At 63.0% G+C, this 24,027-nt stretch carries 34 protein-coding genes; 33 read left to right on the top strand and 1 reads right to left on the bottom strand.

What is annotated here, in order from left to right; genetic code table 11:
* Window positions 1-166 precede the first annotated feature (166 nt).
* The 32 genes from rpsL to ABE424_RS01360 all read left to right on the top strand — a co-directional run bounded on the left by rpsL (window position 167) and on the right by ABE424_RS01360 (window position 20,118).
* Window positions 167-541, top strand: coding sequence for a 30S ribosomal protein S12 (gene rpsL, locus ABE424_RS01515; protein ID WP_017356008.1), 375 nt, complete (start codon window positions 167-169; stop codon window positions 539-541).
* Between the two features lie 12 nt (window positions 542-553).
* The gene (gene rpsG, locus ABE424_RS01510; protein WP_019186122.1) at window positions 554-1,021 is read left to right on the top strand and encodes a 30S ribosomal protein S7; all 468 of its coding nucleotides are present in this window, start codon (window positions 554-556) and stop codon (window positions 1,019-1,021) included.
* 136 nt (window positions 1,022-1,157) lie between these two features.
* The gene (gene fusA / locus ABE424_RS01505; protein ID WP_346479644.1) at window positions 1,158-3,299 is read left to right on the top strand and encodes an elongation factor G; all 2,142 of its coding nucleotides are present in this window, start codon (window positions 1,158-1,160) and stop codon (window positions 3,297-3,299) included.
* 53 nt (window positions 3,300-3,352) lie between these two features.
* Complete coding sequence (gene tuf, locus ABE424_RS01500; protein WP_176990870.1) at window positions 3,353-4,543, top strand: elongation factor Tu; 1,191 nt, start codon at window positions 3,353-3,355, stop codon at window positions 4,541-4,543.
* 333 nt (window positions 4,544-4,876) lie between these two features.
* Window positions 4,877-5,188, top strand: coding sequence for a 30S ribosomal protein S10 (gene rpsJ, locus ABE424_RS01495; protein WP_010341589.1), 312 nt, complete (start codon window positions 4,877-4,879; stop codon window positions 5,186-5,188).
* A gap of 11 nt (window positions 5,189-5,199) precedes the next feature.
* The gene (gene rplC, locus ABE424_RS01490) at window positions 5,200-5,850 is read left to right on the top strand and encodes a 50S ribosomal protein L3 (RefSeq protein ID WP_019186145.1); all 651 of its coding nucleotides are present in this window, start codon (window positions 5,200-5,202) and stop codon (window positions 5,848-5,850) included.
* Window positions 5,851-5,862: 12 nt separating this feature from the next.
* Entirely contained in the window at window positions 5,863-6,468 is a 606-nt protein-coding gene (rplD, locus tag ABE424_RS01485) for a 50S ribosomal protein L4 (RefSeq protein ID WP_128095571.1), read from the top strand.
* The gene (gene rplW / locus ABE424_RS01480; protein ID WP_019186147.1) at window positions 6,465-6,764 is read left to right on the top strand and encodes a 50S ribosomal protein L23; all 300 of its coding nucleotides are present in this window, start codon (window positions 6,465-6,467) and stop codon (window positions 6,762-6,764) included. The genes rplD and rplW overlap by 4 nt, the downstream gene beginning before the upstream one ends.
* A 10-nt stretch (window positions 6,765-6,774) precedes the next feature.
* Entirely contained in the window at window positions 6,775-7,602 is an 828-nt protein-coding gene (gene rplB, locus ABE424_RS01475; RefSeq protein WP_017355408.1) for a 50S ribosomal protein L2, read from the top strand.
* 6 nt (window positions 7,603-7,608) lie between these two features.
* Window positions 7,609-7,878 (top strand): 30S ribosomal protein S19, encoded by a 270-nt coding sequence (rpsS, locus tag ABE424_RS01470; RefSeq protein ID WP_019186148.1) that lies wholly within the window; start codon window positions 7,609-7,611, stop codon window positions 7,876-7,878.
* A 12-nt stretch (window positions 7,879-7,890) separates the two neighbouring features.
* Window positions 7,891-8,226: a 50S ribosomal protein L22 gene (gene rplV / locus ABE424_RS01465; protein WP_017355410.1), complete on the top strand. Its 336-nt coding sequence runs from the start codon at window positions 7,891-7,893 to the stop codon at window positions 8,224-8,226.
* Between the two features lie 17 nt (window positions 8,227-8,243).
* Window positions 8,244-8,978, top strand: coding sequence for a 30S ribosomal protein S3 (gene rpsC / locus ABE424_RS01460; protein WP_121042874.1), 735 nt, complete (start codon window positions 8,244-8,246; stop codon window positions 8,976-8,978).
* Window positions 8,979-8,983: 5 nt separating this feature from the next.
* Window positions 8,984-9,397, top strand: a complete 414-nt coding sequence (gene rplP, locus ABE424_RS01455; protein ID WP_019186150.1) for a 50S ribosomal protein L16 — start codon at window positions 8,984-8,986, stop codon at window positions 9,395-9,397.
* Window positions 9,397-9,582, top strand: coding sequence for a 50S ribosomal protein L29 (gene rpmC, locus ABE424_RS01450; protein WP_019186151.1), 186 nt, complete (start codon window positions 9,397-9,399; stop codon window positions 9,580-9,582). Before rplP ends, rpmC begins: the two co-directional genes overlap by 1 nt.
* An 11-nt stretch (window positions 9,583-9,593) precedes the next feature.
* Complete coding sequence (rpsQ, locus tag ABE424_RS01445) at window positions 9,594-9,863, top strand: 30S ribosomal protein S17 (protein WP_346479645.1); 270 nt, start codon at window positions 9,594-9,596, stop codon at window positions 9,861-9,863.
* Between the two features lie 13 nt (window positions 9,864-9,876).
* Window positions 9,877-10,245, top strand: coding sequence for a 50S ribosomal protein L14 (gene rplN / locus ABE424_RS01440; protein ID WP_038690286.1), 369 nt, complete (start codon window positions 9,877-9,879; stop codon window positions 10,243-10,245).
* A 16-nt stretch (window positions 10,246-10,261) separates the two neighbouring features.
* Window positions 10,262-10,579, top strand: a complete 318-nt coding sequence (gene rplX / locus ABE424_RS01435) for a 50S ribosomal protein L24 (RefSeq protein WP_017355416.1) — start codon at window positions 10,262-10,264, stop codon at window positions 10,577-10,579.
* Between the two features lie 10 nt (window positions 10,580-10,589).
* Window positions 10,590-11,132 (top strand): 50S ribosomal protein L5, encoded by a 543-nt coding sequence (gene rplE / locus ABE424_RS01430; protein ID WP_176990876.1) that lies wholly within the window; start codon window positions 10,590-10,592, stop codon window positions 11,130-11,132.
* An 18-nt stretch (window positions 11,133-11,150) separates the two neighbouring features.
* On the top strand, window positions 11,151-11,456 hold the full coding sequence (rpsN, locus tag ABE424_RS01425) for a 30S ribosomal protein S14 (RefSeq protein WP_121042878.1): 306 nt from the start codon (window positions 11,151-11,153) through the stop codon (window positions 11,454-11,456).
* A 241-nt stretch (window positions 11,457-11,697) separates the two neighbouring features.
* Window positions 11,698-12,096, top strand: a complete 399-nt coding sequence (gene rpsH, locus ABE424_RS01420; protein WP_019186156.1) for a 30S ribosomal protein S8 — start codon at window positions 11,698-11,700, stop codon at window positions 12,094-12,096.
* 18 nt (window positions 12,097-12,114) lie between these two features.
* Window positions 12,115-12,642: a 50S ribosomal protein L6 gene (gene rplF, locus ABE424_RS01415; RefSeq protein WP_176990877.1), complete on the top strand. Its 528-nt coding sequence runs from the start codon at window positions 12,115-12,117 to the stop codon at window positions 12,640-12,642.
* Window positions 12,643-12,674: 32 nt separating this feature from the next.
* Window positions 12,675-13,028 (top strand): 50S ribosomal protein L18, encoded by a 354-nt coding sequence (rplR, locus tag ABE424_RS01410; protein WP_121042882.1) that lies wholly within the window; start codon window positions 12,675-12,677, stop codon window positions 13,026-13,028.
* 158 nt (window positions 13,029-13,186) lie between these two features.
* Window positions 13,187-13,726, top strand: a complete 540-nt coding sequence (gene rpsE / locus ABE424_RS01405; protein WP_121042884.1) for a 30S ribosomal protein S5 — start codon at window positions 13,187-13,189, stop codon at window positions 13,724-13,726.
* Window positions 13,719-13,910 (top strand): 50S ribosomal protein L30, encoded by a 192-nt coding sequence (gene rpmD, locus ABE424_RS01400; RefSeq protein ID WP_121042886.1) that lies wholly within the window; start codon window positions 13,719-13,721, stop codon window positions 13,908-13,910. The genes rpsE and rpmD overlap by 8 nt, the downstream gene beginning before the upstream one ends.
* Before the next feature lie 4 nt (window positions 13,911-13,914).
* The gene (rplO, locus tag ABE424_RS01395; protein ID WP_019186161.1) at window positions 13,915-14,358 is read left to right on the top strand and encodes a 50S ribosomal protein L15; all 444 of its coding nucleotides are present in this window, start codon (window positions 13,915-13,917) and stop codon (window positions 14,356-14,358) included.
* A gap of 3 nt (window positions 14,359-14,361) precedes the next feature.
* A complete protein-coding gene (gene secY, locus ABE424_RS01390) occupies window positions 14,362-15,717 on the top strand; it encodes a preprotein translocase subunit SecY (protein WP_176990879.1) in 1,356 nt (451 codons plus the stop codon).
* Between the two features lie 344 nt (window positions 15,718-16,061).
* Window positions 16,062-16,418, top strand: a complete 357-nt coding sequence (gene rpsM / locus ABE424_RS01385; protein WP_019186163.1) for a 30S ribosomal protein S13 — start codon at window positions 16,062-16,064, stop codon at window positions 16,416-16,418.
* Window positions 16,419-16,430: 12 nt separating this feature from the next.
* Window positions 16,431-16,820, top strand: a complete 390-nt coding sequence (gene rpsK, locus ABE424_RS01380; protein WP_017355427.1) for a 30S ribosomal protein S11 — start codon at window positions 16,431-16,433, stop codon at window positions 16,818-16,820.
* 14 nt (window positions 16,821-16,834) lie between these two features.
* Window positions 16,835-17,464, top strand: coding sequence for a 30S ribosomal protein S4 (gene rpsD, locus ABE424_RS01375; RefSeq protein WP_019186164.1), 630 nt, complete (start codon window positions 16,835-16,837; stop codon window positions 17,462-17,464).
* 54 nt (window positions 17,465-17,518) lie between these two features.
* Window positions 17,519-18,517, top strand: coding sequence for a DNA-directed RNA polymerase subunit alpha (gene rpoA / locus ABE424_RS01370; RefSeq protein ID WP_176990880.1), 999 nt, complete (start codon window positions 17,519-17,521; stop codon window positions 18,515-18,517).
* Window positions 18,518-18,718: 201 nt separating this feature from the next.
* Window positions 18,719-19,105: a 50S ribosomal protein L17 gene (rplQ, locus tag ABE424_RS01365; RefSeq protein ID WP_123728453.1), complete on the top strand. Its 387-nt coding sequence runs from the start codon at window positions 18,719-18,721 to the stop codon at window positions 19,103-19,105.
* Between the two features lie 503 nt (window positions 19,106-19,608).
* Window positions 19,609-20,118, top strand: coding sequence for a disulfide bond formation protein B (locus ABE424_RS01360; protein WP_070426690.1), 510 nt, complete (start codon window positions 19,609-19,611; stop codon window positions 20,116-20,118).
* A 72-nt stretch (window positions 20,119-20,190) separates the two neighbouring features.
* On the opposite strand, the gene ABE424_RS01355 is transcribed toward ABE424_RS01360, so the two are convergent.
* The gene (locus tag ABE424_RS01355; RefSeq protein ID WP_346491284.1) at window positions 20,191-22,323 is read right to left on the bottom strand and encodes a TonB-dependent receptor; all 2,133 of its coding nucleotides are present in this window, start codon (window positions 22,321-22,323) and stop codon (window positions 20,191-20,193) included.
* A gap of 214 nt (window positions 22,324-22,537) precedes the next feature.
* On the opposite strand from ABE424_RS01355, the gene ABE424_RS01350 reads away from it, so the two are divergent.
* The gene (locus ABE424_RS01350) at window positions 22,538-23,929 is read left to right on the top strand and encodes a 3-deoxy-7-phosphoheptulonate synthase class II (RefSeq protein WP_346491283.1); all 1,392 of its coding nucleotides are present in this window, start codon (window positions 22,538-22,540) and stop codon (window positions 23,927-23,929) included.
* The last annotated feature ends 98 nt before the right edge of the window (window positions 23,930-24,027 follow it).

The following is a 24,027-nucleotide window of genomic DNA, read 5'->3' as shown; positions in this document are numbered from 1 at the left end:
CCCTGTAACGGCCCGGGATCAGGGCTGGCTTGGCGCGTGCGCATTTGACTGCGTTTTCGCCGGGTTGCTACAATCGTCTGTCTCAGCAGGCCGGTCTTTCGCCTGCTCGCACATTTCCGCATTCATGGCCAGTTTTTTCATTGGCCTCTCTCAGAAGAACATACTGATGGCGACGATCAATCAGCTTGTCCGCAAGCCGCGGCAGGCAACCACTTATAAGAGTGCCTCTCCGGCGCTCGATAAGTGCCCCCAGCGCCGTGGCGTCTGCACGCGCGTGTACACCACCACTCCGAAGAAGCCGAACTCGGCGCTTCGCAAGGTTGCCAAGGTTCGCCTGACCAACCAGGAAGAAGTGATTAGCTACATCGGCGGCGAAGGCCACAACCTGCAGGAACACTCCGTGGTCCTGATCCGTGGCGGCCGCGTCAAGGATCTGCCGGGTGTGCGTTACCACACCGTGCGTGGCTCGCTGGACGCCTCCGGCGTTGCCAAGCGTCGCCAGGGCCGTTCCAAGTACGGCGCCAAGCGTCCGAAGAGCTAAGGGAAAGTACACATGTCTCGTAAAGGTAATACGCCGCAGCGCTCTGTCCTGCCGGATCCGAAGCACGGAAGTGAAACCATCGCTCGTTTCATCAATATGGTGATGCTGAGCGGCAAGAAGTCGGTCGCTGAAAAGATCGTCTACGGTGCCATGGACGTGATCGGCGAAAAGAACCCGAATTCCGTCGAGCTGGTTCAGAAGGCTCTGGAAAACGTGGCTCCGTCGGTCGAAGTCAAGTCCCGCCGTGTCGGTGGTGCGACCTACCAGGTGCCGGTCGAAGTGCGTTCGTCGCGCAAGATGGCCCTGGCCATGCGTTGGCTGATCGACTCGGCTCGCAAGCGTGGTGAGAACACCATGCCGAAGAAGCTGGCTGCCGAACTGCTGGACGCCTCGGAAAATCGTGGTGGCGCCATCAAGAAGCGCGAAGAAACCCACCGCATGGCCGAAGCCAACAAGGCATTCGCCCACTACCGCTGGTGAGTTTGACGGCCTTGCAAAACAGGCACGGCAGCACCATCTAGGTGCTGCCCCGCGGCACCTGGGGTGTCGCGCCAATCCGAAGGCCGCCGAAAGGCGGCGTTCGGCCATCCGAATTCCAAGAAATCGAGAGGCTCCCGTGGCCCGCACCACTCCCATCGAGCGTTACCGCAATTTCGGCATCATGGCCCACATCGATGCCGGCAAGACCACCACGTCCGAGCGCATCCTGTTCTACACCGGCAAGAGCCACAAGATCGGTGAAGTGCATGACGGCGCTGCCACCATGGACTGGATGGAGCAGGAGCAGGAGCGTGGCATCACGATCCAGTCCGCTGCCACCACCGCGTTCTGGAAGGGCATGGACAAGTCCCTGCCGGAGCACCGCTTCAACATCATCGACACCCCCGGACACGTCGACTTCACCATCGAAGTGGAGCGCTCGCTGCGCGTGCTCGACGGTGCCGTCTTCGTGCTGTGCGCCGTCGGTGGCGTGCAGCCGCAGTCGGAAACCGTGTGGCGCCAGGCCAACCGTTACAAGGTGCCGCGCATCGCGTTCGTCAACAAGATGGACCGCACCGGCGCGAACTTCACCAAGGTCGTTGGCCAGCTGAAGGCCAAGCTGGGTGCCGTCGCGGTGCCGATGCAGCTGCCGATCGGCGCCGAAGACAACTTCAAGGGCGTGGTCGACCTGATCAAGATGAAGGCCATCCATTGGGATGAAGCCTCGCAGGGCATGAAGTTCGAGTACCTGGAAATCCCGGCGGACATGCAGGCGGAGGCCGAAGAGGCCCGCACCTACATGATCGAAGCCGCGGCTGAAGCCAGCGAAGAGCTGATGGAAAAGTACCTGGGCGGCGAAGAGCTGACCGAGGCCGAAATCGTCGAAGCCCTGCGCGTGCGCACCCTGGCCACCGACATCGTGCCGATGTACTGCGGCTCGGCGTTCAAGAACAAGGGCGTGCAGGCCATGCTGGACGGCGTGGTGCAGCTGCTGCCGTCGCCGATCGACGTCCCGGACGTGACCGGTACCGACGTGGACGATGAATCCATCGCCCTGAGCCGCAAGTCCGATGACAAGGCACCGTTCTCGGCGCTGGCCTTCAAGATCATCACCGACCCGTTCGTCGGCGCGCTGACCTTCTTCCGTGTCTACTCGGGCACGCTGAATGCCGGCGACCAGCTGCTGAACTCGGTGAAGGGCAAGAAGGAGCGCATCGGCCGCATCCTGCAGATGCATTCCAACGATCGCGAAGAGATCAAGGAAGTGCTGGCCGGTGACATCGCCGCGGCGGTGGGTCTGAAGGACACCACCACCGGTGACACCCTGTGCTCGCAGGACCACCCGATCATCCTGGAGCGCATGGTGTTCCCGGAGCCGGTCATCTCGATGGCCGTCGAACCGAAGACCAAGTCCGACCAGGAAAAGATGGGTCTGGCCCTTGGCCGTCTGGCCCAGGAAGATCCGTCGTTCCGCGTCAAGACCGACGAAGAATCCGGCCAGACCATCATCTCGGGCATGGGCGAGCTGCACCTGGACATCATCGTGGATCGCATGAAGCGCGAGTTCAACGTTGAAGCCAACGTCGGCAAGCCGCAGGTTGCGTACCGCGAAACCATCCAGGCCGCGGACGTCAAGTCGGACTACAAGCACGCCAAGCAGTCCGGTGGTAAGGGTCAGTACGGTCACGTCGTGATCGAGCTGTCGCCGATCACCGCCGAAGATCGTGCCGACCCGAAGATCGGGCCGCTGATCAAGGACGACTTCCTGTTCATCAACGACATCACCGGTGGCGTGATTCCGAAGGAATTCATTCCGTCGATCGAAAAGGGCCTGCGCGAAACCATCACCAGCGGTCCGCTGGCGGGCTTCCCGGTCGTGGACGTCAAGGTCAAGCTGGTGTTCGGCTCGTACCACGACGTCGACTCCTCGGAAATGGCGTTCAAGCTGGCCGCCTCGATGGCCTTCAAGCAGGGCTTCTCCAAGGCCAAGCCGGTCCTGCTGGAGCCGATCATGAAGGTCGAGATCGTGACCCCGAGCGACTATCAGGGTGACGTGATGGGCGACGTCAGCCGTCGTCGCGGCATGCTGCAGGGTTCGAGCGTGACCGGTGACGGTTCGGCTGAAATCATCAATGCGATGATTCCGCTGGGTGAAATGTTCGGCTACGCGACCTCGCTGCGTTCGCAGACCCAGGGTCGTGCAACGTTCACGATGGAATTCGACCATTACGAGCCGGCTCCGTCGAACATCGCCGAATCCGTGGTCAAGAAGTCCTGAGCATAAGCTCAGGACTCCACCTCATTCTTTTCTGATATCCAAGGTATACAACAATGGCAAAGGGTAAGTTCGAGCGCACCAAGCCGCACGTCAACGTCGGCACCATCGGTCACGTCGATCACGGCAAGACCACGCTGACCGCTGCACTGACCAAGATCGGTGCCGAGCGCTTCGGTGGCGAGTTCAAGGATTACTCCTCGATCGACGCCGCGCCGGAAGAAAAGGCACGTGGCATCACGATCTCGACCGCACACGTCGAATACGAATCCACCGAACGTCATTACGCCCACGTCGATTGCCCGGGCCATGCTGACTACGTCAAGAACATGATCACCGGTGCTGCCCAGATGGACGGCGCGATCCTGGTCTGTTCGGCTGCTGACGGCCCGATGCCGCAGACCCGTGAGCACATCCTGCTCTCGCGTCAGGTCGGCGTGCCGTACATCGTCGTCTTCCTGAACAAGGCAGACATGGTCGATGACGCCGAGCTGCTGGAACTGGTCGAAATGGAAGTCCGCGAGCTGCTGAGCAAGTACGACTTCCCGGGCGACGACACCCCGATCATCTCGGGTTCGGCCCGCCTGGCGCTGGAAGGCGACCAGAGCGAGATCGGCGTGCCGTCCGTGATCAAGCTGGTCGAGGCTCTCGACAGCTGGATCCCGACCCCGGAACGCGACATCGACAAGCCGTTCCTGATGCCGGTGGAAGACGTGTTCTCGATCTCGGGTCGCGGCACCGTGGTGACCGGTCGTATCGAGCGCGGCGTGATCAAGGTCGGCGAAGAAATCGAAATCGTCGGTATCCGTCCGGTCCAGAAGACCACCGTCACCGGCGTGGAAATGTTCCGCAAGCTGCTCGACCAGGGTCAGGCAGGCGACAACGCCGGTCTGCTGCTGCGCGGCACCAAGCGTGACGACGTCGAGCGTGGCCAGGTCCTGGCCAAGCCGGGTTCGATCAAGCCGCACACCACCTTCGATGCCGAAGTGTACGTGCTGTCCAAGGATGAAGGCGGCCGTCACACCCCGTTCTTCAAGGGCTACCGTCCGCAGTTCTACTTCCGTACCACCGACATCACCGGCGCTTGCGAACTGCCGGAAGGTGTGGAAATGGTGATGCCGGGCGACAACGTGAAGATGGTTGTCACCCTGATCAACCCGGTCGCCATGGATGAAGGCCTGCGCTTCGCGATCCGCGAAGGCGGCCGTACCGTCGGCGCCGGCGTGGTCTCGAAGATCATCGCGTAATCTGCTAGAATCTGCGCCCCGATGTTGCCTGGGTAGGGCATCGGGGTGTAACCAAACGGGAAAAGAGGCGCAGGATGCTCCTCGTGTTCCCCAGACCAGGAAGGGTCGCGCCATTCAGGCTTTGTCAACAGCACCCCTGTTGACTGCCAACTTGTATGCGCGCTATACTTTTTGTCTGGGCAGATCGGGAGACCGGTCTGCCTCGATTTTTGAGGTCTACGGAAAGATCTTGTCGCCGCGCAGGAATGTGCGGCGTCTGCATTCAGGATATTCATGGGACAAGGCAACCCAGAGGCCTTGTCCGTCGCTCTTTTAACGAAGGAACCCACCGTCATGGCGGACCAAAAGATCCGGATTCGGCTGAAGGCGTTCGATCATCGTTTGATCGACCGTTCGGCCAGCGAGATCGTAGAAACGGCAAAGCGGACCGGCGCGCAAGTGCGTGGCCCGATCCCCCTGCCGACCAAGATCGAGCGTTACACCATTCTCGTCTCGCCGCACGTCGACAAAGACGCGCGTGACCAGTACGAGACCCGCACGCATAAGCGCGTGCTCGATATCGTTGACCCGAACGACAAGACCGTGGACGCGCTGATGAAGCTCGAACTGGCTGCCGGCGTCGACGTTCAGATCAAGCTGACCTGAGGACTACGACCATGACGAAGAAATATTCGTTGGGCTTCGTGGGCCGCAAGGCTGGCATGAGCCGCGTGTTCACCGAAGATGGCCAGGCCATCCCGGTAACCCTGATTGAAGCTACCCCGAACCGCATCGCGCAGATCAAGACCGTCGAAGCTGACGGCTACAGCGCCGTGCAGGTGACCGTCGGCGCGCGTCGCGCTGCCCTGGTCAACAAGCCGGAAGCCGGTCACTTCGCCAAGGCGAAGGTCGACGCGGGCCGTGGCCTGTGGGAATTCCGCGTTGAAGACGCGCAGCTCGGCGATTTCGCCGTTGGCGGCGAAGTCAAGGCGGACATCTTTGAAGTTGGCCAGAAGGTCGACGTCCAGGGTGTCACCAAGGGTAAGGGCTTCCAGGGCACCATCAAGCGCTACAACTTCCGTATGGGCGATGCAACCCACGGTAACTCGCTGTCGCATCGCGCGCCGGGTTCCTTGGGTCAGCGCCAGACGCCGGGTCGTGTTTTCCCGGGTAAGAAGATGTCCGGCCACATGGGTTCGGTGCAGCAGAGCACCCAGAACCTTGAAGTGGTGAAGGTCGATGTCGAACGTGGTCTGATCGCAATCCGTGGTGCCGTTCCGGGCGCAGCGGGTGGTGACGTGATCGTTCGTCCGGCTAGCAAGGCATAAGGAGAGATGACGATGGAACTCGTTATCACGGGTAGCAACAACAAGGTCTCGGTCTCCGATGCCGTGTTCGGTCGCGATTTCAGCGAAGATCTGGTTCACCAGGTCGTCGTTGCTTACCGCAACGCCGGTCGCGCCGGCACCAAGGCACAGAAGACTCGCTCTGAAGTGGCTGGTACCACCAAGAAGTCGAAGAAGCAGAAGGGCGGCGGCGCGCGTCATGGCGCACTGACGGCTCCGATCTTCGTCGGCGGTGGTGTCACCTTCGCGGCCAAGCCGCGCAGCTTCGAGCAGAAGGTCAACCGCAAGCAGTACCGTGCAGCCATGTGCGCGATCCTGTCCGAGCTGAACCGCCAGGGCCGTCTGACGATCGTGGAGTCCTTCGATGTCGAAGCGACCAACACCAAGTCGTTGATCGCCAAGCTGGCCGGCCTGGAAGTGGGCAAGCGTCCGCTGATCGTCACCGAAGATGCTTCCGAGCACCTGTACCTGTCGGCCCGCAACATTCCCTACGTGGAAGTGCGTGACGTGCAGGGCCTGGACCCGGTGTCGCTGGTCGGTGCCGACACGGTCGTCATCACCGCTGATGCGGTCAAGAAGGTCGAGGAGTGGCTGGCATGAGCAGCAACGAAAAAGTCTTCAGCGTGCTGCGCGCTCCGCGAGTCTCCGAAAAGACCGCGCGCCTGCAGGAACATTCCAACCAGTATGTCTTCGAAGTTTCGAACGAAGCCACCAAGGCCGATGTAAAGGCCGCGGTTGAGCAGCTGTTCGACGTCAAGGTCGAGTCGGTCAACGTGCTGAACGTGAAGGGCAAGAACAAGTCCTTCCGTAACCGCACCGGCCGCCGCGGCGATTGGCGCAAGGCGTACGTGCGTCTCGCCGATGGCCAGTCCATCGATGTAACGGCCAAGGCCTGAGGTCCATCCCATGCCATTGATGAAATTCAAACCCACTTCTCCCGGCCGTCGTTCGGCCGTGCGCGTGGTCACGCCCGATCTGCACAAAGGCGCGCCGCATGCTGCGCTGCTGGAGCCGCAGAGCAAGTCCGGTGGTCGTAACCACCACGGCCGCATCACCACCCGTCACGTGGGTGGTGGTCACAAGCAGCACTACCGTGTCATCGACTTCAAGCGCAACAAGGAAGGCATTCCGGCGCGCGTGGAACGCATCGAATACGATCCGAACCGCACCGCCCATATCGCCCTGCTGTGCTACGTCGACGGCGAACGCCGCTACATCATCGCACCGAAGGGCCTGAAGGCCGGTGACCAGGTGATCGCGGGTTCGGATGCGCCGATCAAGACCGGTAACACCCTGCCGCTGCGCAACATCCCGGTCGGTACCACTGTCCACGGCATCGAACTGAAGCCGGGCAAGGGTGCCCAGATCGCGCGTGCCGCCGGCGCTGCCGTGCAGCTCGTCGCTCGTGAAGGCATCTACGCCACCCTGCGCCTGCGCTCGGGTGAAATGCGTAAGGTGCCGGTCGAGTGCCGCGCCACCATCGGTGAAGTCGGCAACGACGAACACAACCTGGAAAAGCTGGGCAAGGCTGGCGCCAAGCGCTGGCGCGGTGTCCGCCCGACCGTTCGTGGTGCTGCCATGAACCCGGTTGACCATCCGCACGGTGGTGGTGAGGCGAAGGCCGGCCAGGGCAACCCGCATCCGGTCACCCCGTGGGGTGTCCCGACCAAGGGTTACAAGACGCGCCATAACAAGCGCACCCAGCAATTCATCGTCCGCGATCGTAGGGGCTAATCGACCATGGCACGTTCACTCAAGAAGGGCCCGTTTGTCGATCACCACCTCATCAAGAAGGTGGAAGCCGCTGCGGGTAGCAAGAAGCCGATCAAGACCTGGTCGCGCCGTTCGATGATCCTGCCGGAAATGGTAGGCGTCACCATCGCCGTTCATAACGGTAAGAACCACGTTCCGGTGCTCGTCAACGAGAACATGGTCGGCCACAAGCTCGGCGAATTTGCCATCACCCGGACCTTCAAGGGTCACGGTGGTGACAAGAAGTCGGGGAAGTAAGGAGAGATGACAATGGAAGCGAAAGCAATCCTGCGCTCCGCGCGCATCTCTGCGCAGAAAGCCCGCCTGGTCGCTGACCAGGTGCGTGGCCTGCCGGCCGAGCGTGCGGTCAACCTGCTGAAGTTCTCGGACAAGAAGGCTGCCCACCTGATCAAGAAGGTGGTGGAGTCGGCTATTGCAAACGCCGAGAACAACCAGGGCGCCGACGTCGACGAGCTGAAGGTACAGACCATCATGGTAGATGAAGGTCCGACCCTGAAGCGTTTCATGGCGCGGGCGAAAGGCCGCGGCACCCGCATCCTCAAGCGCACCAGCCACATCACTGTGGTTGTGGGCGCCGGCAAGTAAGCGGAAAGGAAAACACCATGGGTCATAAAGTTCATCCGATTGGTATCCGCCTCGGCATTTCCAAGGACTGGAACTCCAAGTGGTACGCCAACAAGGCCGAGTTCGCTGGTTATCTGGCAGCCGACCTGAAGGTGCGGGAAATGCTGCGCAAGAAGCTTGCGCAGGCCGGCATCAGCAAGATCCTGATCGAGCGTCCGGCAAAGACCGCTCGCGTGACGATCCACACCGCCCGTCCGGGCGTGGTGATCGGCAAGCGCGGTGAGGACATCGAGAAGCTGCGCAAGGAAGTGAGCGAAATGATGGGCGTCCCGGCGCACATCAACGTCACCGAAGTGCGTAAACCCGAGCTGGACGCACAGCTGGTTGCCGAGTCGATCGCGCAGCAGCTGGAGCGTCGCATCATGTTCCGCCGCGCGATGAAGCGTTCGGTCGGCAATGCGATGCGCCTCGGTGCCCTGGGCATCAAGGTCAACGTCGGTGGCCGCTTGAATGGCGCGGAAATCGCCCGTTCGGAGTGGTACCGCGAAGGCCGCGTGCCGCTGCATACGCTGCGTGCCGACATCGACTATGGCTTCGCTGAAGCCAAGACGACCTACGGCATCATCGGCATCAAGGTCTGGATCTACAAGGGCGAAGTCTTCGATTTCTCCCAGGTTGGCCAGGAAAAGCAGGACGACTCCCCGCGCAACGATCGTAACGATCGCGGCGACCGCGGTGACCGTCCGTCGCGCCCGGCTCGTGAAGCGAGGTAACGACAATGTTGCAACCCAAGCGAACCAAATACCGCAAGGTACACAAGGGCCGTAACGATGGTCTGAGCTGGAGCGGCAACGCTGTCAGCTTCGGCGAATACGGCCTGAAGGCAACCGCTCATGGTCAGCTGACCGCGCGTCAGATCGAAGCGGCCCGCCGCTCGATCAGCCGCTACGTCAAGCGCGGCGGCAAGATGTGGATCCGAGTGTTCCCCGACAAGCCGATCACCAAGAAGCCCATCGAAGTCCGAATGGGTTCTGGTAAGGGCAACGTGGAGTACTGGGTAGCCCAGATCCAGCCCGGCCGCATGATCTATGAAATCGAAGGCGTCGCGGAAGACGTGGCACGTGAGGCGTTCCGCCTGGCTGCCGCCAAGCTCTCCGTGACCACCACTTTCGTGACCCGGACGGTGCTCTGATGGATATCAAACAACTTCGCGAAAAGTCGGCTGACGACCTGAAGAGCCACCTGATCGACCTGCGTAAGGAGCAGTTCTCGCTCCGTATGCAGCAGGTCACTGGCCAGCTGCCGAAGACCCACGAAACCCGCCGGGTTCGCCGCGAGATTGCTCGCGTCAAGACCCTGCTCGGCAGCACCAAGTAAGGATGGCCGCGATGAGCGAAAATACTGAAAACAAAACGCTGCGTACGGTCGAAGGCCGTGTCGTCAGCAACAAGATGGACAAGACGGTCACCGTGCTGGTGGAACGCCTGGTCAAGCACGCCCTGTACGGCAAGTACATCAAGCGTTCGACCAAGCTCCATGCACACGACGCCGACAACGCCTGCAACGAAGGCGATGTCGTCCGCGTGACCGAGATTGCTCCGATGTCCAAGACCAAGAACTGGCGCGTGGTGGAAGTCATCACGCGTGCGGCTCAATAAGGAGATCTGAATCATGATCCAGATGCAGAGCTACCTCGAGGTCGCGGACAATTCCGGTGCCAAGGAAGTGATGTGCATCAAGGTGCTGGGCGGCTCCAAGCGTCGCTACGCCCACATCGGTGACATCATCAAGGTCACCGTGAAGGATGCGATCCCGCGCGGCAAGGTCAAGAAGGGTGAAGTGTTCGACGCCGTCGTGGTGCGTACCCGCAAGGGTGTGCGTCGCGCCGACGGTTCGCTGATCCGTTTCGACGCCAACGCTGCGGTCCTGCTCAACAACAAGCAAGAGCCGATCGGCACCCGCATCTTCGGACCGGTGACGCGTGAACTTCGTACCGAGAAGTTCATGAAGATCGTCTCGCTCGCTCCCGAAGTGCTGTGAGCGACAGGAGATAATCATGGCTAACCGTATCAAGAAGGGCGACCAGGTCGTCGTCAACACCGGCAAGGACAAGGGCAAGCAGGGCGAAGTCGTCCGCGTCGACGGCGATCGTGTGATCGTCGCCAACGTGAACATCGTCAAGCGCCACACCAAGCCGAACCCGCAGGCAGGCGTTGCCGGCGGCGTGGTCGAGCGTGAAGCGTCGATCCATATCTCCAACGTGAATGTGCTGAACCCGGCTTCGGGCAAGGGCGAACGCGTTGGTTTCAAGGTGCTGGAGGATGGACGCAAACTGCGTGTGTTCCGCTCCAGCGGTGAGGCGCTCGACGCCTGAGGATGCGCTGATGAATACCCGTCTCGAAAAGTTTTACAAGGAAGAAGTGGTGCCGGCGCTGATGAAGCAGTTCGGCTACACCAATCCGATGCAGGTTCCGAAGCTGGTCAAGGTCACCCTGAACATGGGTGTCGGCGAAGCAGCCACGAACAAGAAGATCCTGGAAAATGCCGTCGCCGACATGGCCAAGGTCTCCGGTCAGAAGCCGATCGTGACCAAGTCCCGCGTCTCGGTGGCATCGTTCAAGATCCGCGATGGTTGGCCGATCGGCTGCAAGACCACGCTGCGTCGTGAAAAGATGTACGAGTTCATGGACCGTCTGATCAACATCTCGTTGCCGCGCGTGCGCGACTTCCGTGGTGTCTCGGGTCGTTCCTTCGACGGTCGTGGCAACTTCAACATGGGTGTGAAGGAACAGATCATCTTCCCGGAAATCGACTTCGACGCTGTCGACGCGATCCGCGGCATGGATATCGCCATCACCACCACCGCCAAGACCGATGCGGAAGCGAAGGCGCTGCTCGCAGCGTTCAAGTTCCCGTTCCGTAACTGATACGTCGAGGAATCCGAAATGGCAAAGACCTCCATGGTCAACCGCGACCTCAAGCGTGCGAAGCTGGCCGTCAAGTACGCCGGCAAGCGTGAAGAGCTGAAGAAGATCATCTCCAGCGCGACCGCGTCGTACGACGAAAAGGCCGAGGCCGTCATCAAGCTGCAGAAGCTGCCGCGCGATTCGTCGCCGAGCCGTCACCGCAACCGTTGCGAGCTCTCGGGCCGCCCGCGTGGCGTGTACAGCAAGTTCGGCCTGGGCCGCAACAAGCTGCGCGAAGCCACCATGCGTGGTGACGTGCCGGGCCTGCGCAAGGCCAGCTGGTAAGGGATTCGTCCCTTCAACTGCCCGGCGCCTCCACGGTGCAGGGCAGGGGAGAGGGGCCGGTTTGCCGGCCCTGATCCCGGATTAAGGGAGCCCGACGCAAGTCGGGCTCTTTTTGCCGTATACTTCCGCGTCTTGCTCGCCCGCAAGGCGTGAGCAGTGTGTGAAGACGGGCCCTGGCCCATTCCAGGTAGACACAAGATTTTCGCGAAAGCGGATATCGGTGCACTCAAAGGTATCGACTATGAGCATGACTGATCCCATCGCCGACCTGCTGGTACGCATCAAGAATGCGGCCGCGGTTGGCAAGCAGACGGTGAAAGCACCGTCGTCCAAGATCAAGGTGGCAATCGCAGAGGTGTTGAAGGCCGAAGGCTACATCACCGATCTGCGCGTGACCAAGATCGAGAACAACAAGGCCGAGCTTGAAATCGTCCTGAAGTATTTCGAGGGCAAGCCGGTCATCGAGACCCTGAAGCGCTTCTCGCGTTCGGGTCTGCGCCAGTACCGTGGCAAGTCCGAGCTGCCGAAGGTCCTCAACGGCCTGGGTATCTCCATCATCTCCACCTCCAAGGGCATCATGACTGATGCGCAGGCGCGCCAGTTGGGCGTCGGCGGCGAAGTCCTGTGCTTCGTGGCCTAAGGCGAGAAGGAACCAACTATGTCCCGCGTAGCCAAGAAGCCAGTCAACCTGCCCAAGGGCGTTGAACTGAACATCCAGCCGGAATCCGTCAGCGTGAAGGGCCCGAAGGGCACCCTGTCGCTTGTCAAGGTTGCCGGCGTTGAAATCACTGTCGACAACGGCGTTGCCACCCTGGCCGCCAACGATGCCTCGCTGGTCGCCCTCACCGGCACCGTGCGCGCCATCCTGGCCAACATGGTCAAGGGCGTCACCGAAGGCTTCGAGCGCAAGCTTGAGCTGGTCGGCGTCGGTTACCGTGCCGCCATGCAGGGCAAGGATCTGAACCTGTCGCTCGGGTTCTCGCATCCGGTCCTGTTCGTGGCGCCGGAAGGCATCACCATCTCGACCCCGACCCAGACCGAAGTGCTGGTCCAGGGCACCGACAAGCAGCGCGTTGGCGAAGTTGCCGCCAAGATCCGTGGCTTCCGTCCGCCGGAGCCCTACAAGGGCAAGGGTGTGAAGTACGCCGGCGAAGTCATCATTCGTAAGGAAGCCAAGAAGGCCTAATTCAGGTCCTCAGCTTTCCAAGGAAAAAGATCATGAACAAGAACATCGCTCGTCTGCGTCGTGCCAAGTCGACCCGTGCACACATCCGTGTGCTCGGCGTGCCGCGCCTGTCGGTGCTGCGCACCGGCCAGCACCTGTACGCCCAGGTCTTCACCGCCGATGGCTCCAAGGTGCTGGCTTCGGCCAACACCACCCAGGCCGACGTCAAGGAAGGCCTGAAGAACGGCAAGAACAGCGACGCCGCCACCAAGGTCGGCAAGCTGGTCGCCGAGCGCGCCAAGGCTGCGGGCATCGAGAAGGTCGCTTTCGACCGCTCGGGCTACCGCTACCACGGTCGCATCAAGGCACTGGCTGATGCAGCCCGCGAAGGCGGCCTGCAGTTCTAAGGGATAAGGAAGCGGGGCTGGTCCCCGCTTCCGCCTGCCTGCCGGCGCGGGTTGCGCCGGGCGACGTCCTTCTTCTGCAGGGGCTCTCGAATCACCGCTCCATCTCACAGCTATAAGCGGCCCTGAGCCGTACATACTCAATCAATCAAGGAATCAACATGGCAGAAGAACGTCAGCAGCGGGGTCGCGATCGCGATCGCCGCGAAGAGAAAGTCGACGACGGCATGATCGAGAAGCTGGTCGCGGTCAACCGCGTCAGCAAGACCGTCAAGGGCGGTCGCCAGTTCACCTTCACCGCACTGACCGTGGTCGGTGACGGCGCAGGCAAGGTCGGTTTCGGTTACGGCAAGGCGCGCGAAGTGCCGGTCGCCATCCAGAAGTCGATGGAGCAGGCTCGCAAGAACCTGGCCAACGTCGATCTGAACAACGGCACGTTGTGGCACCCGGTGAAGTCCGGCCACGGCGCAGCCCGCGTGTTCATGATGCCGGCCTCCGAAGGTACCGGTGTGATCGCCGGTGGTGCCATGCGCGCCGTCCTGGAAGCCGTTGGCGTCAAGAACGTGCTGGCCAAGGCCGTCGGCTCGCGCAACCCGATCAACCTGGTTCGCGCCACGCTGAAGGGTCTGAGCGAAATGCAGTCGCCGGCCCGCATCGCGGCCAAGCGCGGCAAGAAGGTGGAGGATCTCAACCATGGCTAATGACACCACCAAGACCATCAAGGTCCGTCTGGTTGGCGGCCTGCGCGGCGCCCAGGCACGTCACCGCCTGTCGGTGAAGGCGCTTGGCCTCGGCAAGCTCAATAGCGTACGTGAACTGAAGGACAGCCCGCAGGTTCGCGGTCTGATCAACAAGGTCCACTACCTCGTCAAGGTTGAGGAATAATCCAATGACCATGCATCTCAATGAACTGAGCCCGGCGCCGGGCGCGCGCAAAGAGCGCACCCGCGTGGGCCGTGGTATCGGCTCCGGCCTGGGCAAGACCTGCGGCCGCGGCCACAAGGGTTCGTTCGCCCGTAAGGGTGGCGGCAAGATCAAGGCGGGCTTCGAAGGCGGCCAGACCCCCATGCAGCGTCGTCTGCCGAAGGTCGGTTTCCGTTCCAAGATCGCCAAGGACACTGCTGAAGTGCTGTCCTACCAGCTTGAGCGTCTGGAAGCTGGCGAGATCGACTTTGCCGCGCTGCGCGCTGCCAAGCTGGTCCCGAGCACCGCTAAGCGTGCCAAGATCGTCATGAAGGGTGACCTGACCAAGGCCTTCACCCTGAAGGGCGTCGCTGCAACGGCCAGTGCCAAGGCCGCGATCGAAGCTGCCGGCGGCAGCGTACAGGAGTAAGACATGGCGCAAGCTGGCATTGGTAACCTCGGCGGCGGGCTCGGCAAGTTCACGGAACTCCGCCAGCGACTGCTGTTCGTCATCGGGGCATTGATCGTCTACCGCATCGGCTGTTATGTGCCGGTGCCTGGCGTCAATCCCGATGCCATGCTTGCGCTCATGCAGGCGCAGGGCGGCGGCATCGTGGACATGTTCAACATGTTCTCGGGCGGCGCCCTGCACCGTTTCAGCATTTTCGCGCTGAACGTGATGCCGTACATCTCGGCATCCATCGTGATGCAGCTGGCGGTCCACATCTTCCCGGCATTGAAGTCGATGCAGAAGGAAGGTGAGTCGGGTCGTCGCAAGATCACCCAATATTCCCGCATCGGCGCCGTGTTCCTGGCGGTGGTGCAGGGCGGCAGCATCGCGCTGGCGCTGCAGAACCAGGTGTCCCCGGGCGGTGCCCCGGTCGTCTACGCACCGGGCATGGGCTTCGTGCTCACCGCCATCGTCGCGCTGACCGCCGGTACCATCTTCCTGATGTGGGTCGGTGAGCAGGTGACCGAGCGCGGCATCGGCAACGGTGTGTCGCTGATCATCTTCGCCGGCATCGTCGCCGGCCTGCCGGGCGCGGTCATCCACACCGTGGAAGCCTACCGCGACGGCAACATGAGCTTCATCGCCCTGCTGCTGATCGTGCTGGTGGTGCTGGCCTTCACCTACTTCGTGGTGTTCGTCGAGCGCGGCCAACGCCGCATCACGGTGAACTACGCACGTCGCCAGGGTGGCCGCAACGCGTACATGAACCAGACCTCGTTCCTGCCGCTGAAGCTGAACATGGCGGGCGTGATCCCGGCCATCTTCGCCTCGAGCATCCTGGCATTCCCGACGACGCTGGCCATGTGGTCCGGCCAGGCCAGTTCGGCCACGTGGCTGCAGAAGGTCGCCAATGCCCTCGGGCCGGGCGAGCCGCTGCACATGATCGTGTTCGCCGCGCTGATCAGTGGTTTCGCGTTCTTCTACACCGCGTTGGTGTTCAACTCGCAGGAAACCGCCGACAACCTGAAGAAGTCGGGCGCGCTGATTCCGGGCATCCGTCCGGGCAAGGCCACCGCCGACTACGTGGATGCCGTGCTGACCCGCCTGACCGCGGCCGGTTCGCTGTACCTGGTGATCGTCTGCCTGCTGCCGGAAATCCTGCGCACCCAGCTCGGCGCCTCGTTCTACTTCGGCGGCACCTCGCTGCTGATCGTGGTGGTGGTGGTGATGGACTTCATTGCCCAGATCCAGGCGCACCTGATGTCGCACCAGTATGAGAGCCTGTTGAAGAAGGCCAACCTGAAGGGCGGCAACCGCGGCGGTTTTGCCCGCGGCTGATTGACCTGTTACACTAGTCTTCTTGTTGCGAAGGCCCTCCGGTTCCCGGACTGGCCTTCCAAATCGAAGGGCGGCCCCTGCAGCGGTTTCGGGTGGGGGTGTGATGTGGTGGTCCTGCGCGGGAGTAGCGCAGGCGACGGCGAGGGCAACCTCTGCAGTCAACGACATCCGGCGCCGGAGCATGGGCACACTCCCCACGCCGGGTCCATGGAACCGCCAGGTTCCACGGGCTTCAAAGTAAACCGAGACCTTGATAGAATCGCACGTTCATTTTTTGATCCATCCTGCCGGATTGGCGCGCCGTTGGTGCGCTGTCGGCCATCACTCAGCTGGAGAACCGCGTCATGGCGCGTATTGCAGGCGTCAACCTGCCAGCCCAGAAGCACGTCTGGGTCGGGTTGCAAAGCATTTACGGCATCGGCCGTACCCGTTCGAAGAAGGTCTGCGACGCCGCAGGCGTGACCTCGACCACCAAGATCCGCGATCTGTCGGAGCCGGAAATCGAGCGTCTGCGTCTCGAAGTCGGCAAGTACATCGTGGAAGGCGATCTGCGCCGTGAAATCGGTATCGCGATCAAGCGCCTGATGGATCTGGGCTGCTACCGCGGTCTGCGTCACCGTCGCGGTCTGCCGCTTCGTGGCCAGCGCACCCGTACCAACGCCCGCACCCGCAAGGGCCCGCGCAAGGCGATCAGGAAGTAAGGGACCTAAGAAATGGCTAAGCCCGTCGCTAAGACCAAGAAGAAGATCAAGCGCGTCGTCACTGACGGCGTCGCCCACGTCCACGCTTCTTTCAACAACACCATCGTGACCATCACCGACCGTCAGGGCAATGCTCTGTCGTGGGCGACCTCCGGTGGCGCTGGCTTCCGCGGTTCGCGTAAGTCCACCCCGTTCGCTGCCCAGGTGGCTGCCGAGAAGGCCGGCCGTGCCGCGCTCGACTACGGCGTCAAGTCCCTGGAAGTCCGCATCAAGGGCCCGGGTCCGGGTCGTGAGTCGGCCGTGCGCTCGCTGAACAACGTGGGCTACAAGATCACCAACATCATCGACGTGACGCCAATCCCGCACAACGGGTGCCGTCCGCCGAAGAAGCGTCGCGTCTAAAGGAGCGATAAGAAATGGCTCGTTATATCGGTCCTACCTGTAAGCTCGCCCGCCGCGAAGGCGCCGACCTTTCCCTCAAGAGCCCGGCGCGCGCGCTGGACTCCAAGTGCAAGCTGGAGCAGAAGCCCGGCCAGCACGGCGCTACTGCCCGTAAGGGCAAGCTGTCCGACTACGCTACCCAGCTGCGTGAAAAGCAGAAGGTCAAGCGTATCTACGGTCTGCTGGAGCGTCAGTTCCGCAACTACTACAAGAAGGCCTCGACCAAGAAGGGCAATACCGGCGAGAACCTGCTGCAGTTGCTGGAAACCCGTCTTGACAACGTCGTTTACCGCATGGGCTTCGCAGTGACCCGTCCGGCTGCCCGTCAGCTGGTCTCGCACCGCGGTGTCACCGTGAACGGCAAGTCGGTCAACCTGGCTTCGTACCAGGTCAAGGCTGGCGACGCCGTCGCTCTGTCCGAGAAGGCTGCCAAGCAGCTGCGCGTCCAGGAAGCCCTGACCGTGTCTGCCACGCATGACCTGCGTCCGTCGTGGGTTGAAGTGGATTCCGGCAAGTTCGCCGGCATCTTCAAGGCCGTGCCGGATCGTTCGGACCTGCCTGCGGATATCAACGAAGCGCTGATCGTCGAGTTGTATTCGAAGTAATTCACATTGGAGAACCTCCGGGTCACACCGGAGGTTCGCAGGAGAACCCGCAACATGACGGTTACCGCCAACCAGGTTCTGCGTCCTCGCGGTCCGCAGATCGAACGCCTTACCGATACCCGCGCCAAGGTCGTCATCGAACCCTTGGAGCGTGGTTACGGGCATACGCTGGGCAACGCCCTGCGTCGCGTGCTGCTGTCGTCCATCCCGGGCTTCGCCATCACCGAAGTGGAAATCGATGGCGTACTGCACGAGTACACCACGCTTGAAGGCTTGCAGGAGGACGTGCTGGAAGTCCTGCTCAACCTGAAGGATGTGGCCATCCGCATGCATACCGGTGACAACGCTACGCTGTCGCTGTCCAAGCAGGGTCCGGGTGTCGTGACCGCTGCCGATATCAAGATCGACCATAACACCGAGATCCTCAATCCGGATCATGTGATCTGCCATCTCACCAAGGATGTGGCGATCAACATGCGTCTGAAGGTCGAGCGCGGTTTCGGCTATCAGCCGGCTGCTGCTCGTCGTCGTCCGGATGAAGAAACCCGTGCCATCGGCCGTCTGGTTCTGGACGCCTCGTTCTCGCCGGTCCGTCGCGTCGCCTATTCGGTGGAAGCGGCCCGCGTTGAACAGCGTACCGATCTGGACAAGCTGGTGCTGGACATCGAAACCAACGCCACGATCGATGCCGAGGAAGCCGTGCGCACTGCCGCCGACATCCTCAGCGATCAGCTGTCGGTCTTCGGTGACTTCACCCACCGCGACCGCGGTGCAGCCAAGCCGGCCAACAACGGCGTGGATCCGGTGCTGCTGCGCCCGATCGACGACCTGGAACTGACCGTGCGTTCGGCCAACTGCCTCAAGGCAGAGAGCATCTATTACATCGGCGATCTGATCCAGAAGACCGAAGTGGAGCTGCTCAAGACCCCGAACCTCGGCAAGAAGTCGCTGACCGAGATCAAGGAAGTCCTCGCACAGCGCGGTCTTTCGCTCGGCATGAAGCTGGAGAACTGGCCGCCGGCCGGTGTCGCCCAGCACGGCATGCTCGGCTGATCCACCGCTACGCAAGATGCTTGACCCCGCACCTTCGGGTGCGGGGGCTTCACCCGCAACACCCCGCACCGACAGGTCGATAGCCTGCGGTGACGGCCAGCCAGGACGGCTGGCACCGGACCATCCGCAGTCCAAGCAGCAACGCCAGGATGGCGACAGCGATACCCAACCGATCCAACATTCACTTCAGGAATCACCGTCATGCGTCATATGAAGTCCGGTCGTAAGTTCAACCGCACCAGCGCCCATCGCGAAGCGATGTTCAAGAACATGGCTGCGTCGCTGTTCAAGCACGAGCTGATCAAGACCACCCTGCCGAAGGCCAAGGAACTGCGCCGCGTTGCCGAGCCGCTGATCACCCTGGCCAAGGTTGATTCGGTTGCCAACCGTCGTCTGGCGTTCGCTCGCCTGCGCGACAACGAAGCCGTCGGCAATCTGTTCACCACCCTGGGCCCGCGTTACGCGACCCGTCCGGGCGGTTACCTGCGTCTGCTGAAGTGCGGTTTCCGCGCTGGCGACAATGCGCCGATGGCTTACGTGGAGCTGGTCGATCGTCCGGCTGCCGTGGCTGAAGCCGTCGAAGAGTAATCTTCGAGCTACACCCGTAATTCGGTGAAGAACCCGGCCTTGTGCCGGGTTTTTCCGTTTCTGGGGGTTGGATCATCGCGACGGCGACGGCGACGGCGACGGCGACGGCAACCGCAACCGCAACCGCAACCGCAACCGCATGGTGCCGTGAGCGATGCGGGGGGCGTCGGCGCGGGTGGGTTGGCGGGACACGCCGTGAATCCGTCCATGGAGGCTCATGTCGCGCCATCCATGGCGCTCATGGTCCCGCCAACCCACCCGCGCCAACGCCTGCACACATGGTCGGTGCGCATGGGGGTGAAGCGGAGCCGGCGCCTGTCTCGGTGCGTGGGTAGTGCCGGCCGCTGGCCGGCAGCCCGGCAGCGTCGCTACGTTCGGGTGGTTCCGCTTGATGTACGGAACACGCTGTCCGGTCCGCTGCGCCGATGGTCGGCAGGCGCGCATGGACGTGGGCGGTCACGGCCCTGTTAATCTTGGGGCCTGGACTTTCACGAGTGTTGGCAATGAATCCATTGCGTTGGAGTTTCCGCGCCCAGTTCCTGCTGGGGTTCCTGGTCTGCGCGGCGCTGTTGGGGTATGCGATCTTCCTGCAGTTGAAGATGGGGCTGGAGCCGTGTCCGTTGTGCATTTTCCAGCGGATTGCGTTCGCGGCGCTGGGCCTGCTGTTCCTGATCGGGGCGCTGCATGGTCCGCGGGATCCGGCTGGGCGGAAGACGTATGGGGTGCTGGCTTTCATCGCGGCGGCGGTCGGGATCGGCATTGCCGGCCGGCATGTGTATGTGCAGTTGCTGCCGCAGGACATGGGCTCGAGCTGTGGGCCGCCGTTGAGTTTCCTCAGTGAGACGATGGGGCCGTTCGAGGTGTTCCGGACGGTGCTGACCGGTACCGGCAACTGCGGCAATATCGATTGGCAATTCCTGGGCCTGACGATGCCGATGTGGAGCCTGGTGTGGTTTGCGGCGTTGGCGGTGTGGGCGCTGGTGACGGCGTTCCGTGCACGTCGGCGTCACTGAGGCCGGTCAGGTCCGTGACCCGACCTGACACGCGTTGCGCGGCCAGGTCGGATGCTGCGGTCAGGGCTCCGCTCAGAAGTCCTGCTGCAGGCTGAGGTAGGCGCCGCGGCGGGGGCCCCATTGCGGGGCGAAGACGCCGATGCCGCCGCCGTCGCGCAGTTGGTAGCTGCGGTCCAGTGCGTTGACCAGGGCGAGCTGTGCGTGCAGCGGGTGGCCGCTGTCGGCGTTGAAGTCGTGGGCCGCGCTGAGGTTGAGCTGGAGGTAGGCGGGGAGTTCGCCGCCGTTCGGGACGCCGTCGGTGTCCGAGCGCAGGCCGCTGCCGAACACGTAATCGGCGCCCAGGCGGTTGTGGCCGGCGAAGGCGTAGCTGACGCCGCCCGACGAGGTCAGTTTCTGGTCGTGGTCCAGGTGGATCCAGTTGTTCTGGACGTAAGCCAGTGCCTCGGGATCGAGGTTGTACTGGCCGGTGATGACCTGCTTGCCCATGGCCTTGTTGTAGGCGGCGTTGACGTAGGCGCTGAGCGGGCCGTGGCTGTAGTCGGCGCTGAACTCCACGCCGTGGATGTGGCCCAGGCGGTAGTTGAAGGTGGAGTAGATGTAGGCGGCGCCGAACTGGCCTTCGTCCTGCAGGCGGTCGACCTTGCGGTCGTAGGCGTCCAGGCCGAGGGTGAGGTGTTCGCCGACCTGCTGGGAGACGCCGATGTCGTAGTAGTCGCTGCGCTCGGAGAGCGGGGTGGTGCTGCCACCGGCCGGTTGCTGGTTGGTGGTGCCGTCGTAGAGGCCGATGTCGCTGCTGGCCACCAGTTCGCTCGCCGGCGGGGTGAAGTAGCGCGCGTAGCCGGCATGCACGGTAGTGCTGTCGCTGGCGTTCCAGACCACGCCCAGACGCGGGCTGAGCTGGCCTTCGGTGCCACCGAAGGCCGTGTAGCGGTCGCCGCGCAGGCCGTAGTTGACGGTCCAGTCCGCGCCGATGCGCCATTCGTCCTGCAGGTAGACCGCGGTGGTGGTGGCGTTGAAGGCGCTCGCCTCCGGGATGCGCCGTGGCGTGGTGTTGGCCTGCTGGCCGTCGGCGTCGACCGGGAACACCCAGGTGTCGCTGCCGGCGCGGGCGCGTTCGGCGTTGACGTACAGGCCATAGCGCAGCGTGTGGTTTTCACCGAGCGGGGTGGAGACATCGGCCTGCACGGTGTTGGCGCGGTTGCTGCGCTCCACCTGCGAGGCGACGCCGTTGAAGATCAGGTCGCCGGCGAGGTCCGGGCGGAAGGACAGGTCGCTGTACCGCTGGCCGGCCGAGACCTGGTAGGCCGTATCGCCCAGCGTGCCCTGCAGCACCAGCATGCCGAAGCGGGTGGTCTCGCGCTGATTTTCATCCAGTGCCGCCGAGTCCGCGTTGACGGTATCCAGGTAGCCGAACTGCGGCGTCTGGCCAGGGTTGACCGGGATCTGGAAGCGGTTGTTGGAGAAGCCGGCGAACAGGCTCAGGCGCGTGTCTTCGTTGATCAGGTAGGTCAGGTCGGCGAACGCCTTGCCCTGGTGGGTGTCATCGTGGTCCGGCCGGCGCGAGGCGGTGGGGTTTTCCATGCCGGCCTGGTTCTGGTCGTAGTTGCCGGTCAGGTATCCGCTCCAGCGGCCCTGGCTGCCCCACCACGAGGCGTTGGGGTTGAGCTTGCCGTAGGAGCCGGCGGTGAGGCCGGCGCTGCCGCCATTCCCCAGCTCGGCGCCGCTGCGGGTGGTGATGTCCACCACGGCGGCGGTGCGTTCGCCGAACTGCGCGGGGAGGGCGCCGTCCATCAGGCGGATGCTCTTGATCGCGCGGGCGTCCAGGGTCTGGCCGAAGCCGGAGATCGATTCGGGCAGCAGGACGCCGTTGAGCCGGTACTGGAGATTGGCGTGGTCGCCGCGCACGTGGACGCCGCCGTAGGAGTCCTGGACCACCCCTGGCGCCTGCAGCAGCACCTGGTTCAACGGGGTGGACGCGCCCAGCGGCAGGTGCTGGATGTCTTCGGCGGTGATCTGGTACTGGCTGCTGCCGATATCCGGCGACAGCGCGTTGCGCGCCTGGTCGAGCTGGGCGCTGACGGTGACCGCGTCCAGATCGGTGACCGCGGGGGCGGGGGCGCCGCTGGCAGGGGCGGCGGCGAGGGCGGGCAGGCCGGTCAGGGCCAGGGAAACAGCGATACCGGTAGCAAGCAGGGAAGGCTTCATGGGAATGGCTTGGCTGGGCAAAGGGAGAAGGGGCCGGCCTGGCGAGTGTTACTCCGTAACAAATCATGCGCCTGTCCCACGCCGGTGGACCATGCGCGATCTGGCTGATCGCCGTGGCCTTTCTTCGGCGTTCAGCCTGGGCCGGCATGACCGCCCCTTTGCGTCGGGGGCGCGCTCTGCGACCATGACCGGCCCCACACCCCGGAAGTCCGTGATGAGCCTGTCCGCCCCGCCCGTAGCCGATCCCGCCGCGACCGCTGTCGACGCTGCCTGGTCGCCGGAGAGCTGGCGTGGCAAGCCCGCGTTGCAGCTGCCGACCTATCCGGACCCGCTGGCGCTGGATGCCGCCCTGCACGAGCTGAAGCGGCTGCCGCCGCTGGTGACCTCCTGGGAGATCCTGGCGCTCAAGCAGCAGCTGGCCGAGGCCCAGGAGGGCAAGCGCTTCCTGCTGCAGGGCGGTGATTGCGCGGAGAACTTCAGCGACTGCGAATCCACCACCATCTCCAACCGGCTGAAGGTGCTGCTGCAGATGAGCCTGGTGCTGGTGCACGGCATGCGCAAGCCGGTGATCCGGGTCGGGCGCTTCGCCGGGCAGTACGCCAAGCCGCGCTCGGCCGATACCGAAACCCGCGACGGCGTGACCCTGCCGAGCTACCGCGGCGACGTGATCAATGCGCCGGAGTTCACCGAAGCGGCCCGCCTGCCGGACCCGCGCAGGATGCTGCAGGCGCACGCGCATTCGGCGATGACGATGAACTTCGTGCGCGCGCTGATCGATGGCGGCTTCGCCGATCTGCACCACCCCGAGTACTGGAACCTGGAGTGGGTGCGGCATTCGCCGCTGGCCACCGATTACCAGAAGATGGTGTCCTCGATCGGCGATGCGGTGCGTTTCATGGAGACGCTGTCCGGCGCGCAGGTGTACAACCTCAACCGGATCGACTTCTACACCTCGCACGAAGCGCTGCTGCTGCCGTACGAGCAGGCGCTGACGCGCCAGGTGCCGCGCCAGCAGGGCTGGCTGAACCTCAGTACGCATTACCCGTGGATCGGCATGCGCACCGCCGCACTGGATGGCGCGCACGTGGAATACCTGCGTGGGGTGCGCAATCCGATCGCGATCAAGGTCGGGCCGTCGGTGCAGCCGGACCAGCTGCTGCGCCTGATCGATGTGCTCAATCCAGATGACGAGCCGGGCCGCCTGAGCTTCATCCACCGCATGGGCGCGGCGCAGATCGCCGAGAAACTGCCGCCGCTGTTGAACGCGGTCAAGCGCGATGGCCGGCGGGTGCTGTGGGTGTGCGATGCGATGCATGGCAATACCGAGAGCACCAGCAACGGCTACAAGACGCGTCGTTTCGACAACGTGCGTGGCGAGGTCGAGATGTCCTTCGACCTGCACGCTGCGGCCGGCACCCGGCTGGGCGGCGTGCATCTCGAGCTGACCGGTGAGGACGTGACCGAATGCACCGGCGGTGCGCGCGAGCTGACCGAGCGCGATCTGGAGCGTGCCTACCGATCCTCGGTGGATCCGCGGCTGAACTACGAACAGTCGCTGGAGATCGCGATGGCGATCGTGCGCAAGCAGGCGCACTACGCCAACTGATATCGGTGCGTGTCCTCGACACGCACCTTACATTCGCCTGACACCATGGTCATGGCGGCATCGGCATCCTGTGGACTCCCCCCGCGAAGAACACAGGA

Origin of the sequence: Stenotrophomonas sp. TWI1149 (assembly GCF_039673155.1) — a bacterium.
In the GTDB taxonomy this organism is placed as follows: domain Bacteria; phylum Pseudomonadota; class Gammaproteobacteria; order Xanthomonadales; family Xanthomonadaceae; genus Stenotrophomonas; species Stenotrophomonas maltophilia_AA.
The sequence above is the reverse complement of the archived record's forward strand: the minus strand, read 5'-3'. Positions and strand labels throughout refer to the sequence as shown.

What these genes read in the sequence shown, in the direction of transcription:
- rplC (WP_019186145.1), top strand. Translation starts at nt 5,200, where the DNA reads ATGACGAAGAAATATTCGTTGGGCTTCGTGGGCCGCAAGGCTGGCATG.
- rpoA (WP_176990880.1), top strand. Translation starts at nt 17,519, where the DNA reads ATGACGGTTACCGCCAACCAGGTTCTGCGTCCTCGCGGTCCGCAGATC.
- rpsM (WP_019186163.1), top strand. Translation starts at nt 16,062, where the DNA reads ATGGCGCGTATTGCAGGCGTCAACCTGCCAGCCCAGAAGCACGTCTGG.
- rplD (WP_128095571.1), top strand. Translation starts at nt 5,863, where the DNA reads ATGGAACTCGTTATCACGGGTAGCAACAACAAGGTCTCGGTCTCCGAT.
- rplN (WP_038690286.1), top strand. Translation starts at nt 9,877, where the DNA reads ATGATCCAGATGCAGAGCTACCTCGAGGTCGCGGACAATTCCGGTGCC.
- rpsG (WP_019186122.1), top strand. Translation starts at nt 554, where the DNA reads ATGTCTCGTAAAGGTAATACGCCGCAGCGCTCTGTCCTGCCGGATCCG.
- rpsE (WP_121042884.1), top strand. Translation starts at nt 13,187, where the DNA reads ATGGCAGAAGAACGTCAGCAGCGGGGTCGCGATCGCGATCGCCGCGAA.
- rpmD (WP_121042886.1), top strand. Translation starts at nt 13,719, where the DNA reads ATGGCTAATGACACCACCAAGACCATCAAGGTCCGTCTGGTTGGCGGC.
- ABE424_RS01360 (WP_070426690.1), top strand. Translation starts at nt 19,609, where the DNA reads ATGAATCCATTGCGTTGGAGTTTCCGCGCCCAGTTCCTGCTGGGGTTC.
- rpsJ (WP_010341589.1), top strand. Translation starts at nt 4,877, where the DNA reads ATGGCGGACCAAAAGATCCGGATTCGGCTGAAGGCGTTCGATCATCGT.
- rplF (WP_176990877.1), top strand. Translation starts at nt 12,115, where the DNA reads ATGTCCCGCGTAGCCAAGAAGCCAGTCAACCTGCCCAAGGGCGTTGAA.
- rplB (WP_017355408.1), top strand. Translation starts at nt 6,775, where the DNA reads ATGCCATTGATGAAATTCAAACCCACTTCTCCCGGCCGTCGTTCGGCC.
- rplX (WP_017355416.1), top strand. Translation starts at nt 10,262, where the DNA reads ATGGCTAACCGTATCAAGAAGGGCGACCAGGTCGTCGTCAACACCGGC.
- rpsD (WP_019186164.1), top strand. Translation starts at nt 16,835, where the DNA reads ATGGCTCGTTATATCGGTCCTACCTGTAAGCTCGCCCGCCGCGAAGGC.
- ABE424_RS01350 (WP_346491283.1), top strand. Translation starts at nt 22,538, where the DNA reads ATGAGCCTGTCCGCCCCGCCCGTAGCCGATCCCGCCGCGACCGCTGTC.
- rpsS (WP_019186148.1), top strand. Translation starts at nt 7,609, where the DNA reads ATGGCACGTTCACTCAAGAAGGGCCCGTTTGTCGATCACCACCTCATC.
- rpsK (WP_017355427.1), top strand. Translation starts at nt 16,431, where the DNA reads ATGGCTAAGCCCGTCGCTAAGACCAAGAAGAAGATCAAGCGCGTCGTC.
- rpsH (WP_019186156.1), top strand. Translation starts at nt 11,698, where the DNA reads ATGAGCATGACTGATCCCATCGCCGACCTGCTGGTACGCATCAAGAAT.
- rplO (WP_019186161.1), top strand. Translation starts at nt 13,915, where the DNA reads ATGACCATGCATCTCAATGAACTGAGCCCGGCGCCGGGCGCGCGCAAA.
- rplP (WP_019186150.1), top strand. Translation starts at nt 8,984, where the DNA reads ATGTTGCAACCCAAGCGAACCAAATACCGCAAGGTACACAAGGGCCGT.
- secY (WP_176990879.1), top strand. Translation starts at nt 14,362, where the DNA reads ATGGCGCAAGCTGGCATTGGTAACCTCGGCGGCGGGCTCGGCAAGTTC.
- rpsN (WP_121042878.1), top strand. Translation starts at nt 11,151, where the DNA reads ATGGCAAAGACCTCCATGGTCAACCGCGACCTCAAGCGTGCGAAGCTG.
- rplQ (WP_123728453.1), top strand. Translation starts at nt 18,719, where the DNA reads ATGCGTCATATGAAGTCCGGTCGTAAGTTCAACCGCACCAGCGCCCAT.
- rplV (WP_017355410.1), top strand. Translation starts at nt 7,891, where the DNA reads ATGGAAGCGAAAGCAATCCTGCGCTCCGCGCGCATCTCTGCGCAGAAA.
- rplR (WP_121042882.1), top strand. Translation starts at nt 12,675, where the DNA reads ATGAACAAGAACATCGCTCGTCTGCGTCGTGCCAAGTCGACCCGTGCA.
- ABE424_RS01355 (WP_346491284.1), bottom strand. Translation starts at nt 22,323, where the DNA reads ATGAAGCCTTCCCTGCTTGCTACCGGTATCGCTGTTTCCCTGGCCCTG.
- rpsL (WP_017356008.1), top strand. Translation starts at nt 167, where the DNA reads ATGGCGACGATCAATCAGCTTGTCCGCAAGCCGCGGCAGGCAACCACT.
- tuf (WP_176990870.1), top strand. Translation starts at nt 3,353, where the DNA reads ATGGCAAAGGGTAAGTTCGAGCGCACCAAGCCGCACGTCAACGTCGGC.
- rplW (WP_019186147.1), top strand. Translation starts at nt 6,465, where the DNA reads ATGAGCAGCAACGAAAAAGTCTTCAGCGTGCTGCGCGCTCCGCGAGTC.
- rpmC (WP_019186151.1), top strand. Translation starts at nt 9,397, where the DNA reads ATGGATATCAAACAACTTCGCGAAAAGTCGGCTGACGACCTGAAGAGC.
- rpsQ (WP_346479645.1), top strand. Translation starts at nt 9,594, where the DNA reads ATGAGCGAAAATACTGAAAACAAAACGCTGCGTACGGTCGAAGGCCGT.
- rplE (WP_176990876.1), top strand. Translation starts at nt 10,590, where the DNA reads ATGAATACCCGTCTCGAAAAGTTTTACAAGGAAGAAGTGGTGCCGGCG.
- rpsC (WP_121042874.1), top strand. Translation starts at nt 8,244, where the DNA reads ATGGGTCATAAAGTTCATCCGATTGGTATCCGCCTCGGCATTTCCAAG.